Origin of the sequence: Nitratireductor sp. GCM10026969 (assembly GCF_042660605.1) — a bacterium.
GTDB lineage: Bacteria > Pseudomonadota > Alphaproteobacteria > Rhizobiales > Rhizobiaceae > Chelativorans.
This window is the reverse complement of sequence record NZ_JBHSUM010000048.1, coordinates 1-15,054: the sequence shown is the minus strand read 5'-3', so window position 1 is coordinate 15,054 and position 15,054 is coordinate 1. Positions and strand designations below refer to the sequence as shown.

Below are 15,054 nucleotides of genomic sequence, written 5' to 3'. Positions count from 1 at the left end.
CCAGTTTTGAACAGTTCTAAACTAGCTTCTATGGAGGCGCCGGCGTCGCGTCAAGACCCGTCCGCAATTCGCTTGTGGCGATCGGGCGCTGCGCCAAGGTGGAGTCAAAATGCCCGAAGTAATCTTTACCGGTCCGGCCGGTCGTCTTGAAGGCCGGTATCAGCCGTCGAAGGAAAAGAACGCACCCATCGCGCTCATCCTGCATCCGCATCCGCAGTTCGGCGGCACGATGAACAACAAGATCGTGTACGATCTGTTCTACATGTTCCAGAGCCGCGGCTTCACGACGCTCCGCTTCAATTTCCGCGGCATCGGCCGCAGCCAGGGCGCGTTCGACCATGGCACGGGCGAACTGTCGGATGCTGCCGCCGCACTCGACTGGGTGCAGTCGCTGCATCCCGATTCCAAGAGCTGCTGGGTGGCCGGCTATTCCTTCGGAGCTTGGATCGGCATGCAGCTCCTGATGCGCCGCCCGGAGATCGAAGGCTTCATCTCCATCTCACCGCAGCCGAACATCTACGATTTCTCCTTCCTCGCGCCCTGCCCCTCCTCGGGCCTGATCATCCATGGCGACGCCGACCGGGTTGCACCGACCGCCGACGTCCAGACTCTTGTGGACAAGCTTCAGTCGCAGAAGGGTATCACCATCACGCAGAAAACGATTCCCGAGGCGAACCATTTCTATTCCAATGCCGCCGACCAGCTCATCGAGGAATGTGCGGATTATCTCGACCGGCGCCTGAAGGGGGAGCTTGCCGAACCGCGCCCCAAGCGCATTCGCTGATCAGGGGCCTGCCAGGACGCCGCCGCTCACCGCCTTGCGGCAGCCCGTCGTCGTGGGAAAGGTGAGCGGCAGACCTTTCACCGCACGCACGGCGAGATAGGCCCAGGCTTCGGCTTCCATCGCATCCCCATCGAGGCCCGCTTCCTCGGCCCGCACGACCGTTGCCGGCGCAACGATGGCCTGCAGATCCGCAAGGATGTGCGGGTTCTTGCGCCCGCCGCCAGAGACGACCCACAGCTCCGGTTTCGCCGGCAGGTGGTCGACCGCCCTTGCGATCGCCTCGGCCGAAACGCGCGCCAGCGTGCGTGCGCCGTCGGCCAGCTCCAGTCCGGTCGCATGGTCGAGGGTGAAATCGCCGCGGTCGAGCGACTTCGGCGCCGCGCGCGAAAAAAACGGATTGTCGAGGTAGCGGCCGACGACGGATGACACGACCGCGCCCTCGCTGGCAATCATCCCTTCCTCGTCGAAGGGGATGCCGCCTTCCCGGGCCACCCACTGGTCGATCAAGGCATTGCCGGGCCCGGTATCGAAGGCGACCGGCGGTCCCGCCTTCGGCACGAAGGTGACGTTGGCGATCCCCCCGACATTCACGAAGGCGACCGGAAAACGCCCGCCGTGGGGTGGCGGAAGACTCGCCGCGAGCGCTGCATGATAGGCGGGAATGAGCGGCGCCCCCTGCCCGCCGTGGCGCATGTCCTCCGCCCGCATATCGTAGGCGATGGCGAGACCGGTGCGGCGCGCAAGCAGCGCACCGTCGCCCAGTTGCACGGTCAGTGCACGCTCTGGCCGGTGCAGGACGGTCTGTCCGTGAAAACCGACGATTTCGGGCTTCCAGCCCGAGGCGGGGCCGGCAAGGAAGCGCTCCACCGCCGCCGCGTGCCGCTCGGTGATCTCGCGCTCCAGCGTTAAAAGTCCGCCTGGCCGCTCCTCGCGCCTGTCGATCTGCCGCGCCGTCGTGAGCGCTGTCTCGATCCGCCGCCGGAAGGCGGCTTCATACGCCACCGCCATGGACGGCCCGCGCCTGACAAGGTTTTCGCCGTCGGTAACGAGAACGGCTAGATCGATGCCGTCCATCGACGTGCCGCTCATCAGACCGAGGGCGATCATCTCAGCCATTCCCGACGCTCCTTCGGGCCGTGCTTGTGCGTGGCACAAAAGTGGTGCTAAACGCCGCTGTCATTCTCCACCCCTTCTCCCTCCACGGGATTGCAGACGATGCCCGAGTTCAAGTCCGATTTCCTGCGCATTCTGTCCGAGCGCGGCTTTATCCACCAGACCTCCGACGAGGCGGGTCTGGACGAGCTGTTCCTGCGCGAGACGGTGACGGCCTATATCGGCTTCGACGCGACGGCGAAAAGCCTGCATGTGGGTTCATTGATCCAGATCATGATGCTGCACTGGCTGCAGAAGACGGGGCATCGCCCGATCGCTCTCATGGGCGGCGGCACATCGATGATCGGCGATCCCTCCTTCAAGGACGAAGCGCGGAAACTGCTGACCGAAGACGTCATCGCCGACAATCTCGCCGGCATCAGGCGCAACTTCGAACCCTATCTCGCTTTCGGCGACGGACCGACGGATGCCGCCATGGTCAACAACGCCGATTGGCTGCTCGACATCAAATATGTCCCCTTCCTGCGCGACGTCGGCCGCCATTTCTCTGTCAATCGGATGCTCTCCTTCGATTCGGTGCGGATGCGGCTCGACCGCGAGCAATCACTCTCCTTCCTGGAGTTCAATTACATGATCCTCCAGGCTTATGATTTCGTCGAGCTTTACCGCCGCTTCGGGTGCCGCCTCCAGATGGGCGGCTCGGACCAGTGGGGTAACATCGTCAGCGGGATCGAACTCGGCCGGCGCATGGACGATGCCAGCCTGTTCGCCCTCACCTCGCCGCTGCTGACCACCGCCTCCGGCGCGAAGATGGGCAAGACGGCCGCCGGCGCGGTCTGGCTCGATCCGGAGATGCTGAGCCCCTACGATTTCTGGCAGTACTGGCGCAACACGGAGGACGCCGACGTCGGCCGCTTTCTGCGCCTCTACACGACCCTGCCGATGGACGAGGTCGCCCGGCTCGAGGCCCTGGGCGGAGTGGAGGTGAACGAGGCCAAGAAGATCCTGGCCACGGAAGTGACGGCCATGCTGCACGGGCGAAATGCGGCCGAAGAGGCCGCCGAGACCGCCCGCAAGACCTTCGAGGAAGGCGCGCTGGCCGAATCCCTGCCCACCGTGCCCATAGAACGCGCCCGGCTCGAAGACGGGATCGGTCTTCTCAGCCTGTTCGTGGAGACCGGCCTTGCCGGTTCCAACGGCGAGGCTCGGCGCCACGTGAAAGGCGGAGCCGTGCGCATCAACGACGACGTGGTGAACGACGACCGCCGCATGGTGACGACAGGCGATATCACGGCTGACGACGTGATCAAGCTGTCGCTGGGCAAGAAAAAGCACATGCTGGTGCGGCCGCGATAGAGCGATCCCGGTCACTGGTATTCGAAGAGCTGCCTGAAGATCCCCGGTGCGATGGCCGAGATCGGGTTGATCTCGAGCGCCGGTTCGCCCGTCTTGCCGCTCAGGCGATAGGTGATGCCGATCAGTGCCCGGTCGCGCCCGTTGCCGAGAATCTGGCCTATGATCGGGATTTCCCCGAAAATGCGGTTAATTCCGTAAAGCGGCATGAACGTGCCGGTGATGTCCATGTTTCCGTTCGGATCGTAGAGCGTGCCCTGGAACGTCGAGCCGATCAGCGGCCCGCGCAGCACGCCGTTGCTGATCCCGAGGCGCTGCGGCGCTTTTTGAAGCACGGCGGCTCCGAGTTCGAACCGGATGCGTGAAGCGTCCACCTGCCGCCCAGTGCCCTCACCTTCGGCGCTTGCAGCCACCAGCGAGCGCAGGCGCGGTTCGTCGACGACCCAGAAATCCTGGATCGTGAACTGACCGGAGAGATTCTTGTCGTCTGCTCCATGCAAGGCGAGGCTGAGTTGCCCGCCTTCGACATGCTCGTAGATATCGAGGAAGCGCAGGACCGCGCCGGCATTGGTCGAGGACGCGCGCAGGCTGACCCGCCCCGGCTCGCCCCCCTTCTCCGCCTGCACGGCCCCATAGCCGGAAGGAGCGGCACGCAGCGACACCCGCTCCGGCCGCGAGGATCGCGACGCATAGGTCAATTCCACCTGCTCCAGGCTTTCCCCGTTGAAGCCGTGAACCGTGGCGAGCGAGGCCTCGATGGAGGACTGTACGCCGTCCCCGGCGCTTTCCGATCCGGCGGTCTTTTCGTCCAGGACGCGCTTGATGATGCCGCGCGCATCCAGCGAGCGACCGTTCACCGAAACGGCATATGTGGTACCGGAACGTCGGATCATGGCCGCATAGTCGTCATTGCGGTTGAGCTGCACGTGATCGAGACGGGCTTCCGCCAGGGTTCCGCCGGAAAGGCGCACGAGGCCGTCGACAGCGAAGCTTTCGCCGCGCAGCGAGAACTCCCGCAGTTCCACCGTATCGCCGTCCCGCTCCATGAAGAAGCGCGCCGTTGCGGGAATGCCGGCCCCCTTCCGCCAGCCGATCCACGGCACCGTCAGCTGTGCCTTGTCCAGGGAAACGGCCAGCTTTTCGCGCTTGTCGGGCTGTTGTTCGTAAACCACTTCGAACGGCCCGGAGACGAGCGTCCCCAGCCCGGGGAAAAGCCTCTCCCGCGCGGCGTCGTCCACCCTTAACACCACGTGCCGAACCCGCTCCACGGCCGATCTGCGCAGCGGCTCGACGACGTGCACGCTGGCGGGTACGGAATTGAGGCGTGCTTCGGCGGTAAACTCGGCCCGGTCGGGCTGCACCAGCAGCGACCCGTTCGCATCGCTGATCTCCTGTCCCTCGAAGGGCTTGGCGATCGAAAGATTTTCGTAGTCGAGCGCGACGCGCCAGCTCAGGTCTTCCGCCGGGAGACCGGCCTGGAGGGGGATTTGGGCGTTGACCCGTCCAGCCATCTGCCCGCTCAGATCCGCGGGCGTCAGGTCGTGGAAACGGGAGGCGTCGATCGGCTCGTAGGAAGCAAGTTCGACAACCGCCGCAGCCTCTCCCTCGATATCGATCTCCAGATCGCCGATGCGCGGCTTGCGGTGCGCGGCATCTATGCGCATCGTCCCCCCGTGAACGGCGACGCTGCGCCCGCTGGGCATGTAGATCGCCCCCGACTCCAGCCCGACCAGGACATCCGTGCCGCGAAATTCCACCTGCCCGCTGCCGTCGCGCACCGCCGGGATATCGCCGGCGATGTCGAAGCGCGTGTCCTTCAGCGCGAAGCGGCCGACCAGTTCGTCATGCGAGAGCGGAACACCGTTTCCCAGCCGCCCGGGCGGAACGCTGAAGCGCAGCGTGCTGTCGTGCACACGCCCGCCGAATACGTTCTCCAGCGTCCAGCGGCGCGCCCCGTGCGCCGCGAACCAGGGCCAGAACTGCTTGACCTCCGTCATCGGCATGTCCGCTATATCCACCGCGAGCGTGATGCCCGGCGACATGCCGGCCGGGACGGATAGCGCGGCACTTGCCGCCATCTCCCCCGCTTGCGTGCGGATGTTGATCTCCTCGGCGACCAGACGGGTGTCCGCCGGTTCATATCGGCCCTTGAGGCGCATGGCATATGCGAGGGCTGGTTCGGGCGAGTCGATCGGCGCCAGCAGCGCATTCCGCGAAACGAGCTCGAAGCCATAGCCGGCGGTCCCGGCGGCGGAGAGCGGCCGGATCGTGCCCTTGAAACCGATGGTGCTGCGGCCCGCGCTCATATGGGACGAGATGAGAGAGTACACCTCGTCGCCTTCGGCGAAAGCCACCTCCAGCGCGGCCCTGGAGATCAGAAACTCGCTATCGTCGACGCCCAGCAGGATATCCCTGGCATCGACCGCAAGCGACATTTGGCCGGCCTCCGTCCCATAGGCCTCCCGGCCCGTCATCGCGATCGTCACCGGGCCGATCGATCGCACGGCGCCGCGCCGCGCGGGGGCCGACCGGTTGTCGTCGGTCAGCGCCATGTCGAGCGCAAGCTCCGTTACGGTGCCTGTTTCGGGATCGCGTGCGGCATGGCCTTCAAGGACGACGCGGCGCAGGCCGTTGACAAGCAATCCTTCAAGATCGATGTGTGCGCCGTCGCGCCTGAGATCCAGATCTTCGATGACGAGCCCCGGCTCGCCCCGCGGCTTTTCCGACAGGAAGCTCAGCCGGGAAAGCGTGACACGGTCGAGGCCGGAGGCGCTCGTCATCCGGAAGGCGTTTCGCACCGCGCCGAACACCGCCTCGCGCAGCCGATCCGGACCGATGGCTGTTCCCGGCGCCTCCGCAAGCAGGGCCGGCAGCCCGGCCGGCAGGATTTCGGCATCTTCCACTTCGACCCGCCCCAGCTCCACGCGGCCGTCAAGCAGGGCCAGGGGTCGGAGGCCGAAACGCAAGGTGCCGACGCTCGCGATCAGCGCACTGTCGTCGGCCCGACTGATACGCGCCTCGCGCACCTCGAGGGCGAGAAGGCTGGTCTCGCCGAGTCCCATGCGCAGCTGGCCCAGTGTCACGTCCGCATCGAAACCGGCAAGCCGGCTGATCGCACGTTCGGCCTGGAGTCGCAGGCGTTCATTGCCGATCGCATCGACGCCGATCGCGTAGAAGGCGCCGCCCGCAAGCACGAGAAGTATCAAAAAGGCCAGCCCCGCCATGGCGATCCACGCCAAAACGCGCTCGCGCAACCGGCGGGGCAAGGGTCGCGACGAAGGGCAAATCGCCGAAGGCAGGCGCGCGAGCGCGGCGATTTCGCTGCGTCGAAAATGCACCTCCTCGTGGCCCCGTGCCTCGTGCTCCCGCTGGTTGTCCGTCAATGCATCCTTACCCGGTTGGACGAATCCCCCTGGACCATTATATCTGTGCGTCCCGCGTGCGGGGGCCGGCCATGGAAAATTCCATCGATTTGTTCTGCCGGCGTAGAGAAAAACGAGGGAAATAAAATGGCCGGTCCTGACAAAGGAAGCGAAGCACCCGATTTCGAGCTGCCACGCGACGGCGGCGGCACCCTGCGGCTGTCGGAACTGCGTGGCAAGCCGGTGGTGCTCTATTTCTATCCCAAGGACGACACCAGCGGGTGCACGGCGCAGGCGCTCGACTTTTCCGCCCGCAAGGCCGATTTCGACGAAATCGGCGTGGCCGTCATCGGCATGTCGCCCGACAGCCGGAAAAGCCACGAAAAGTTCAAGACCAAGCACGAGATCTCCATCGACCTCGTTTCCGACCCGGACAAGAAAGTGCTCGAAACCTACGGTGTCTGGGTCGAGAAGAGCATGTACGGGCGCAAATACATGGGCGTGGAGCGCACCACCTTCCTGATCGCGCCCGACGGCCAGATCGCCGAGGTCTGGCGCAAGGTGAAGGTGCCGGGCCATGTCGACGCCGTTCTGGAGGCTGCCAGGGCGCTGTGACGCGCTCAAAAGCCTTTGTTAACCCTAAGATTGTGTAATCGGCTTCACTGAAATCACCATGGTGCGGGGCAGTGAAGCGGGCACGATCGACAGCGTCGCGCGGACGGAGGGAGCCGCCCACCATCATCATCGCCCGAGGCGATGACATCCGCTACTTCACGCTGCGGCCGTGGATGACGGCCATCGCCGTGTCGGCGGCCGTCATCCTTTCCCTCGGTTACTTCGGCGCCACCGCCTACCTGCTCCTGCGCGACGACCTCATGACGGCCGCGGTCGCCCGTCAGGCGCGCTTGCAGCAGGCCTATGAAGACCGCATCGCCGAGCTCAGGACGCGGCTCGACCGCACCGCCAGCCGTCAGTTGCTCGACCAGCAGCTCATGGAAAGCAAGGTGAAGGAACTTGCCGAACGGCAGCGGGCGCTGGACGAACGCTATGACAGGCTGGGCCTGGATCGCGGCGAGCCGGCCGAGAAGGAAGCACGGCAGGCGCCGCCGATCCCCGCGCAAGATCCCGAACGTCGTGCTGATCACCTGCGCTTGGACGGAATCACCACCGGCAGCGCCTATGCGCCGACGGACATTGCCAGGAGACCCTGGCCGGATCGTGCAAGCCTGCAGAGCGAAGCCGATCACGCTGACCTTCTCTTCGTCTCGATCAACCGCACACTTCGTACGCTTGAGGCGAAACAGATCGCCCGCGTGAAAGCCGTCACCGAGAAGGCCTATCAGACAGCCGAGACCCTGGGCGAAGCGTTCCGGACCGCCGGCATCGACCTGCCTGATAGCTCCGCCGAGAGCAGTGCCGGCGGCCCGCTCATCGCGTTCGAGGACAACGCGCTCTTCCAGGACAGGATGCGCGAACTCGATGAAGTGCTCGACCGGCTGGAGACCTTGCGGAGGACGGCCAGGCGCATACCCGTCTTCCACCCCGTTCCCGCCGCGAGCGTGAGCAGCAGGTTCGGCATGCGCCGCGATCCCATCTTGCGGCGCCCCGCCTATCACGCCGGCGTGGATTTCCGGGTCCGGCATGGTGCGCCGGTGCAGGCCGGCGGCGGCGGCACGGTCGTCAAGGCGGGATGGAACGGCAGCTATGGCCGCATGGTCGAGATCGACCACGGTGACGGCTTCAGCACGCGATATGCCCATTTGAGCCGGGTCGCCGTCAAGGCCGGCGAAACGGTGCGCCCGGGACAGGTGATCGGCCGGGTCGGCAGCAGCGGGCGCTCGACCGGTCCGCATTTGCACTACGAAGTCCGCCGCAGCGACACCGCCGTCGATCCGCTGACCTTCATCGCCACCGGCCGCCGCATCGCCGACTATCTGTAAACGTGAAAAAGCCCCGGTGAAACACCGGGGCCTTTAGCGTGGAAATCGTTTGCCGACGGCCGCCTACTCGGATTCAGACTCGGATTCGGCGTTCTTGGCGGCTTTCTTCGGTGCCGCCTTCTTCTTGGGCGCAGCCTTTTTCTTGGCCGGCTTCGGCGCTTCCTCGGCCTCGTCCTCGTCGTCCGCCAGGAGTTCCTCGCGGCTCACCTTCTTGTCGGTGACGTCGACCTCGGCCAGGAGCTTGTCGACCACCTTCTCCTCGAAGAGCGGTGCGCGGATATTGGCGAGCGCCTGCGGGTTCTGGCGGTAGAAATCATAGATTTCCTGCTGCTGGTGCTGCGGATAGCGCCGGATCGATTCAAACAGCGCGCGCTGCATCTCGTCCTCGCTCACCTGCACGTCGGATTCCTCGCCAATCTGGGCCAGGACGAGGCCGAGCCGCACGCGGCGCTCGGCCAGCTTGCGGTATTCCTCGCGCGCCTCTTCCTCGGTGGTCTCCTCGTCCTCAAAGCTCCGGCCCGCTTGCTCAAGGTCACGGGTGACCTGCGACCAGATGTTGTCGAACTCGGCGTCGACGAGCTTCGACGGCGCCTCGAACTGGTAGACCTTGTCCAGCGCATCGAGCAGCTGACGCTTGGCTTTCTGGCGCGTCACCTGGCCGAACTGGTTCTCGAGCTGGCCGCGGATGATCTCGCGCAGCTTGTCGGCCGATTCCAAGCCCAGCTTCTTGGCCAGCTCGTCGTCGATCACCAGTTCCTCCGCCGCGGCCACCTGCTTGACCGTAACGTCGAACTCCGCCTCCTTGCCGGCCAGGTGCTCGGCTGCATATTCCTGCGGGAAGGTGATCTTGAAAGTCTTCTCGTCGCCCGCCTTCAGCCCGACGAGTTGCTCCTCGAAGCCGGGGATGAACTGATTGTGGCCGATCACCACCTCCGAGTCGGTTCCGGCACCGCCTTCGAACGGCTCCCCGTCGAGCTTGCCGACATAGTCGATGGTGACCTTGTCGCCGTCTTCGGCCTTGCTGTCCTTCGCTTCGTAGGTGCGCGCGGAATCGGCCACCCGCTTGACCTGCTCCTCGACCTCCTCCTCGGAAACGTCGTAGACCGGACGCGTGATCTTGATCTCGGAGAAATCCTTGATCTCGATCGGCGGGATGACCTCATAACTCATGGAGAACTCGAAATCCGCGTCGCCGGCGAGCACCTTCTCGGCTTCCTTCTCGTCCTCGGTCATGGCGACCTCCGGCTGCATGGCCGGCTTTTCGCCCCGCTCCTCGAGAATCGACTTGGAGGAATCGGACAGGATCTCGTTGACGACCTCCGCCATGAAGGATTTGCCGTACATGCGGCGCAGGTGCTGGATCGGCACCTTGCCTGGACGGAAGCCCTTCAGTCGGACCTTGTCCTTGGCATCCACCAGCCGCTCCATCAGCCGGGCTTCCAGGTCCTCGGCCGGCACGGTGACCTTGATCTCGCGCTTAAGACCGGAATTGAGAGTCTCGCTAACCTGCATATCAAACCTTTATTTTACTTCAGCGCCACCTCTAGCGGCGTGCCATCGTCACCTGCCGGATGTCGTTCCCGGGCGGGCCCTGTTCCCCGAGGGGAAGCCGTTGCGCCCACACCAGTCCTCCCTTCGCCGGCTTCGAGGAAAAACTCCCTGCGCGCGGCGGCCCAGAACCGCAAAGCCCAGGCCTGACAAACATCCTGGTGCGGGTGGAGGGACTTGAACCCCCACGGCTTGCGCCACAGGAACCTAAATCCTGCGTGTCTACCAGTTCCACCACACCCGCCTCGAAAGCGGACGCTCCCGAAAGCGCGGCGTTCTATATCACCTGCCCCCTATGTATCAAAGGGAAATTGCCCGAGAAACCGGCCTTTTTTGGCCGACACCCCCGCAACGACGGGCCGCCGCACCGCGCGGCGGCCTACCGGCGTTCCCATTTCCTTCGCGCCGCGCAACGGCCGGCTTCGTGACGGATTTATGATGCGTTGCACAATTTGCATTGCTGCCATGCAACATCATCTCTTTTTCCTTTGTGCCGGGGGGCTTATTTAACGAGGGCAAGACGGTTGAACAAAACCTCGACGAAATGAGCAAGACCATGAACCTGATCCGCAACTACAACAACTGGCGCCGCTATCGGCAGACGGTTAACGAACTGAACCGCCTTTCGACACGTGAATTGAACGACCTCGGCATCTCCCGCGGCGACATTCCGTACGTGGCGCGCAAGTCCCTTTAAGAGTTTCGCCAGGGTTACCTCCTCCCAACCCTGACGAATGCGGCTGGCTTTCTCCTCCTCCCGATTGCCAGCTACACAAACGACACCCGCCGGACCTCCTCCCCCGGCGGGTGTTGTTTTTTGCCTATCTCTCTCCCAGTACCCCACGCTGGCGCCAGTGCGCGAGCGGCATGATGTCGGGCGCACCTCCGGCCGGCTCGTACCAGCTGTCGACCGCCCACCGTTTGCCGTCAGGCGCGCGGATCACCGCCGTGGCATGCGGGTAGCGCCGGTCCAGGAAGAAGCCGCGCGAGGCATTCGCCTCGACCTGGTGGTGCCTGAGCAACCCCAGACGATTGAGCAGGTGCAGCAAAGCCTGGGTATTGGTCGATTCGTCGATGCAGTCCATCTGTCCCAGCACGCGCGAACCGGCGAAGCTGCCCTTCGCCTTGTCGGCCACGCCGATCGCTCTTGTCGCCTGCCGCTCGAAGAACTGGACCGCCGCGGCGATCGCCGCCCGTTCCGCCTCGGGCGAGTGCCGGCCGGGTTGCATGATCTCCTGAAAACGCCGGCGCATCTGGTGGCCGACCGACAGGCTCGTTCTGTAGGTACAGGAATAACCGCTGCAAACGTGAACCTGTAGGGGCTCCGCCGAAGCGCGAGCCACCGGTGCGGCGAAGCCGGCAAGCATGGCAATGATGATGAACCCGCGCATTCCCTCCCCTTCGGGGCGCACAGTCGGTCTGGAGATAACGCGCGTGTTGCGGTTTGCGTTGCATTCGCGGTGGCTTGCGCCTATTTCCGCGACATGAAACAGACTCCCTTACACGTCATCGGCGGCGGGCTCGCCGGCTCGGAAGCTGCCTGGCAGGCAGCGGAGACGGGCGTGCCCGTCGTCCTGCACGAAATGCGGCCGGTGCGCGGCACCGACGCGCACAAGACGGACGGCCTGGCCGAGCTCGTCTGCTCGAATTCCTTCCGTTCCGACGACGCGGAAACGAACGCGGTGGGGCTCCTCCACGCCGAGATGCGGCTGTCCGGATCGCTGATCATGCGTGCGGGCGACGCCAACCAGGTGCCGGCGGGCGGCGCGCTGGCCGTGGACCGGGATGGATTTTCCCAGGCCGTGACACGCGCGCTTGAAGACCATCCGCTGATCGAGATCGCCCGCGAGGAGGTTCCCGACCTGCCGCCGGCGGACTGGGACCAGGCGATCATTGCCACCGGCCCCCTTACCGCCCCCGGACTGGCCGAAGCGATCCGGCGGGAGACCGGCGCGGAGGCGCTGGCCTTTTTCGACGCCATCGCCCCGATCGTCCATTTCGACACGATCGACATGGACGTGGCCTGGTTCCAGTCGCGCTACGACAAGGTCGGCCCCGGCGGGACGGGCAAGGACTATATCAACTGCCCGATGGACAAGGACACCTATCTGGCCTTCGTCCAAGCCCTACTCGACGGCGAGAAGACCGCCTTCAAGGAGTGGGAAGGCACGCCCTATTTCGATGGCTGCCTGCCCATCGAGGTGATGGCCGAACGCGGCGTCGAGACCCTGCGCCACGGGCCGATGAAGCCCATGGGGCTCACCAACGCCCACAAGCCCGACGAGAAGCCCTATGCGGTCGTACAACTGCGCCAGGACAACGCGCTCGGTACGCTCTACAACATGGTCGGTTTCCAGACGAAGCTGAAATACGGCGAGCAGGTCCGCGTCTTCCGCATGATCCCGGGGCTGGAGAATGCGGAGTTTGCCCGCCTCGGCGGCCTTCACCGCAATACCTACATCAACTCGCCGGCCCTTCTCGACGGCACCTTGCAGCTCAAATCCCGGCCGGGCCTGCGCTTTGCCGGGCAGATCACCGGCTGCGAGGGCTATGTGGAGAGCGCGGCGATGGGGTTGGTTGCCGGACGCTTCGCTGCGGCCGAACGCCTGGGCCGACCGCTCACGCCGCCCCCGCCGACGACCGCCTTCGGGGCACTGCTGAACCACATCACCGGCGGACACATCCTCGCTGAGGACGAGCCCGGAAAGCGCTCCTTTCAGCCGATGAACGTCAATTTCGGCCTGTTCCCGCCGGTCGAGGCCCCGAAACAGGAGGGCAAGCGCCTGCGCGGCAAGGAGAAATCCCTGGCGAAGAAGCGGGCGCTCACCGCGCGTGCGCTGGCGGACTGCCGTGCCTGGCTCGGGATCGCGGAAAAGGAAGCGGCCGAATAGACCTACCAGTCAGCGGACCTGAGCAGGATCGCGCCCTCGAAGACGTAGATGCGCGGCTGCTGGAGGTCGGCAAACAGGTAGGTGGGCAGCAGCATGATCTCGCGGCCTTCTGCGCCGAGACCAAACTTCAGCACCTGCTTGGCCCCATCGATCCGTGCGATGTCTTCGATGGTCGGCTTGGAAACGGGGAAGCGGACCGTCTCCTCCCCCGCCGTTATCAAGAGGGCGTTCTCCTCCAGACGGAAGGAAAGCTCCGTTCCCGATGGCAGAGTTAGGGACTCCGGCGCCTCATCGCGGGTGGAGAGATCGAAGTTCGGGATCATCACGTCGAATCCCGAAAGCGCAAAGGCGGTAGGCGCGGCGTCATAGGCGAGCGAAAAGCCGCTCGGCCCCTTGAAGCGCCGCGTCGGATCGAGGTCCCAGGCCCGGGCTATGGCTTGATAGCCCATACCGGACGACAGATCGACGTCCTCTCCCTCCGGCGCAACGCGTGCCAGCGCGTCCTGCCCCGCGAGAAAGCTGAGGGCGCCCAGTGCTTCCTCGTGACGCTTGCCCTCGACCGGCGGGTTTTCGACGATGCCGAGGAACCGCTCGGCCTGGCTCCTGATCGAGATCCCGAGAGCGCCCTGGGGACCGAAGCCGCCGAGGAGAAGCGCGAAAACCGGAAGCGCCAGAATGACCCGGATGTCGCCGCGAAAGCGCGGCAGGAACTGAAGCAGCACCACCACTGCCGTGACCGCCCCGAACAGACCGAGCAGGTAGCGCTCCGGGGTAAAGCCGAACGTCCCCACGCGCTCCACCAGCGCAAAGAAGAGCAACACCAGCGGAACCGGTAGGACGAACGGCCAGAACCGCAGAAAGAGCCGCGTCGGCGCCCGGGCGTGATCGAAAAAGGGATTGATGATCAAAAGCGCGGCGAAGAGGCAGAAACCGTAGGTGAGCACCAGCCACCCGATCTGGCCTTCCGGCATCTCGCCCGCGACGACGATTTTCAGCGCATAGACATGAAGGATGAGCGCATAGACGATGAGCAGCGGCGCGGCGAGGAAGTCCCCCAGGGCGCGCATGCCCCGGTCCATGAAGCTTCTGGCGGCCACGCTCGGCCGTTCGTCGAAACGGTCGGCAAACTGCCCGAGGGCGAAGAGCGGCGCGGCAAAGAGGCTCGTGAACGCCCAGACGTGCTGATAGAGCTCACTCGGAACCTCCAGGCCGAAAAGATAGGTCAGGCTTGCCAGGATGGCCGATATCCCGCCGGCAAGCAGCAGCAGCGCCAGCCCGCCCAAAAGCACGGCAAAGGCCGTGCGTGCGGAAAACATCCAGAAGGAATCGCTGTCACCCCGCCCGATAAAGGGGGCGATCAGGACCAGCCCGCACAATGCGGGAAACAGGACCCATTGCAGCACCGACAATTGCTCGGAAAATACGATCAGCAGCGTGACGGCACAGCCGGCCAGGACGGCGGTCGCGCTACTTGCCATGCGTGAGATCCCGCGCGCCTCACCACTCAGAGAAGCCGCCAGAGCGGCGAGCGCACCGCTGAACAGGCCGATCGCGAGATCAGCCGCAAATGCCCGCTGCGCATCGTCAGCGAACAGGTATATTTCGGCGATGATCAGATTGGCCTGCAGGGCCGCCGCCGCAAAGAAAATCGCCGGCACCGGAAAGCGGACGGCGGCGGCGCGCACGCCGACGAGCATTTCCTTGAACACGGCGCGCCAACCCGCGTCGGTTCCCCTGCCACTGGCCAGCACTGCCATCGCGAAAACTCCCTTGTGAAAGAATCAGGTCATGAAAACGCTTCCTGGAGAGCAGACAAGGCTGGCAGAAATGGGGCGTCACCAGCCGCGCAGGGCTCGCCTCAAGAGCAGCCAATGCCGGAGCACAGGCGAGATCGCGGCGCTTTCCTCGAGCGGATCGACCGCATCGGCTTCGATCGCATCCAGATATGGTCCGACGAGAGATACCGGCAGGTAGGCCGGCCGCAGCGATGCGGGCAGCGTGCGGGCCTCCTGCTTGAACCGGGCGAGATGATCACGCGCCAGCGCCGCCGTGGCGGCCACGGC

11 protein-coding genes, 1 tRNA gene and 1 pseudogene are annotated in these 15,054 nt (G+C 64.9%); 6 read left to right on the top strand and 7 right to left on the bottom strand.

Annotated elements, in window-relative coordinates:
• The first annotated feature begins 109 nt into the window (after positions 1-109).
• Positions 110-784, top strand: a complete 675-nt coding sequence (locus ACFP9U_RS12050; RefSeq protein WP_322450881.1) for an alpha/beta hydrolase — start codon at positions 110-112, stop codon at positions 782-784.
• Here ACFP9U_RS12050 and ACFP9U_RS12045 read toward each other — a convergent pair whose 3' ends face one another.
• On the bottom strand, positions 785-1,900 hold the full coding sequence (locus ACFP9U_RS12045) for an anhydro-N-acetylmuramic acid kinase (protein ID WP_378621682.1): 1,116 nt from the start codon (positions 1,898-1,900) through the stop codon (positions 785-787). It abuts the gene before it with no gap.
• Positions 1,901-1,999: 99 nt separating this feature from the next.
• On the opposite strand from ACFP9U_RS12045, the gene tyrS reads away from it, so the two are divergent.
• A complete protein-coding gene (gene tyrS, locus ACFP9U_RS12040; protein WP_378621679.1) occupies positions 2,000-3,253 on the top strand; it encodes a tyrosine--tRNA ligase in 1,254 nt (417 codons plus the stop codon).
• A gap of 11 nt (positions 3,254-3,264) precedes the next feature.
• On the opposite strand, the gene ACFP9U_RS12035 is transcribed toward tyrS, so the two are convergent.
• Entirely contained in the window at positions 3,265-6,633 is a 3,369-nt protein-coding gene (locus tag ACFP9U_RS12035; RefSeq protein WP_378621677.1) for a DUF3971 domain-containing protein, read from the bottom strand.
• A gap of 126 nt (positions 6,634-6,759) precedes the next feature.
• On the opposite strand from ACFP9U_RS12035, the gene ACFP9U_RS12030 reads away from it, so the two are divergent.
• Positions 6,760-7,227, top strand: coding sequence for a peroxiredoxin (locus ACFP9U_RS12030; RefSeq protein WP_378621675.1), 468 nt, complete (start codon positions 6,760-6,762; stop codon positions 7,225-7,227).
• Between the two features lie 71 nt (positions 7,228-7,298).
• Complete coding sequence (locus tag ACFP9U_RS12025) at positions 7,299-8,552, top strand: M23 family metallopeptidase (RefSeq protein ID WP_378621673.1); 1,254 nt, start codon at positions 7,299-7,301, stop codon at positions 8,550-8,552.
• Between the two features lie 63 nt (positions 8,553-8,615).
• Here the strand turns inward: ACFP9U_RS12025 and tig are convergent, their stop codons facing one another.
• Together tig and ACFP9U_RS12015 are read right to left on the bottom strand one after the other, a co-directional pair.
• Complete coding sequence (tig, locus tag ACFP9U_RS12020) at positions 8,616-10,064, bottom strand: trigger factor (RefSeq protein WP_378621672.1); 1,449 nt, start codon at positions 10,062-10,064, stop codon at positions 8,616-8,618.
• A gap of 195 nt (positions 10,065-10,259) precedes the next feature.
• Positions 10,260-10,344: transfer RNA gene (locus ACFP9U_RS12015), tRNA-Leu, on the bottom strand.
• Positions 10,345-10,656: 312 nt separating this feature from the next.
• On the opposite strand from ACFP9U_RS12015, the gene ACFP9U_RS12010 reads away from it, so the two are divergent.
• Positions 10,657-10,797 (top strand): DUF1127 domain-containing protein, encoded by a 141-nt coding sequence (locus ACFP9U_RS12010; protein ID WP_322450910.1) that lies wholly within the window; start codon positions 10,657-10,659, stop codon positions 10,795-10,797.
• A 124-nt stretch (positions 10,798-10,921) separates the two neighbouring features.
• On the opposite strand, the gene ACFP9U_RS12005 is transcribed toward ACFP9U_RS12010, so the two are convergent.
• A complete protein-coding gene (locus ACFP9U_RS12005; protein ID WP_378621670.1) occupies positions 10,922-11,491 on the bottom strand; it encodes a hypothetical protein in 570 nt (189 codons plus the stop codon).
• Positions 11,492-11,584: 93 nt separating this feature from the next.
• Here ACFP9U_RS12005 and trmFO point away from each other — a divergent pair, with 93 nt between their 5' ends.
• Positions 11,585-12,991, top strand: a complete 1,407-nt coding sequence (gene trmFO / locus ACFP9U_RS12000) for a methylenetetrahydrofolate--tRNA-(uracil(54)-C(5))-methyltransferase (FADH(2)-oxidizing) TrmFO (protein ID WP_378621668.1) — start codon at positions 11,585-11,587, stop codon at positions 12,989-12,991.
• A gap of 2 nt (positions 12,992-12,993) precedes the next feature.
• Here the strand turns inward: trmFO and ACFP9U_RS11995 are convergent, their stop codons facing one another.
• A complete protein-coding gene (locus ACFP9U_RS11995; RefSeq protein WP_378621666.1) occupies positions 12,994-14,748 on the bottom strand; it encodes a DUF4153 domain-containing protein in 1,755 nt (584 codons plus the stop codon).
• 78 nt (positions 14,749-14,826) lie between these two features.
• A pseudogene (locus tag ACFP9U_RS11990) lies at positions 14,827-15,054 on the bottom strand (phytoene/squalene synthase family protein); the annotation flags it as partial.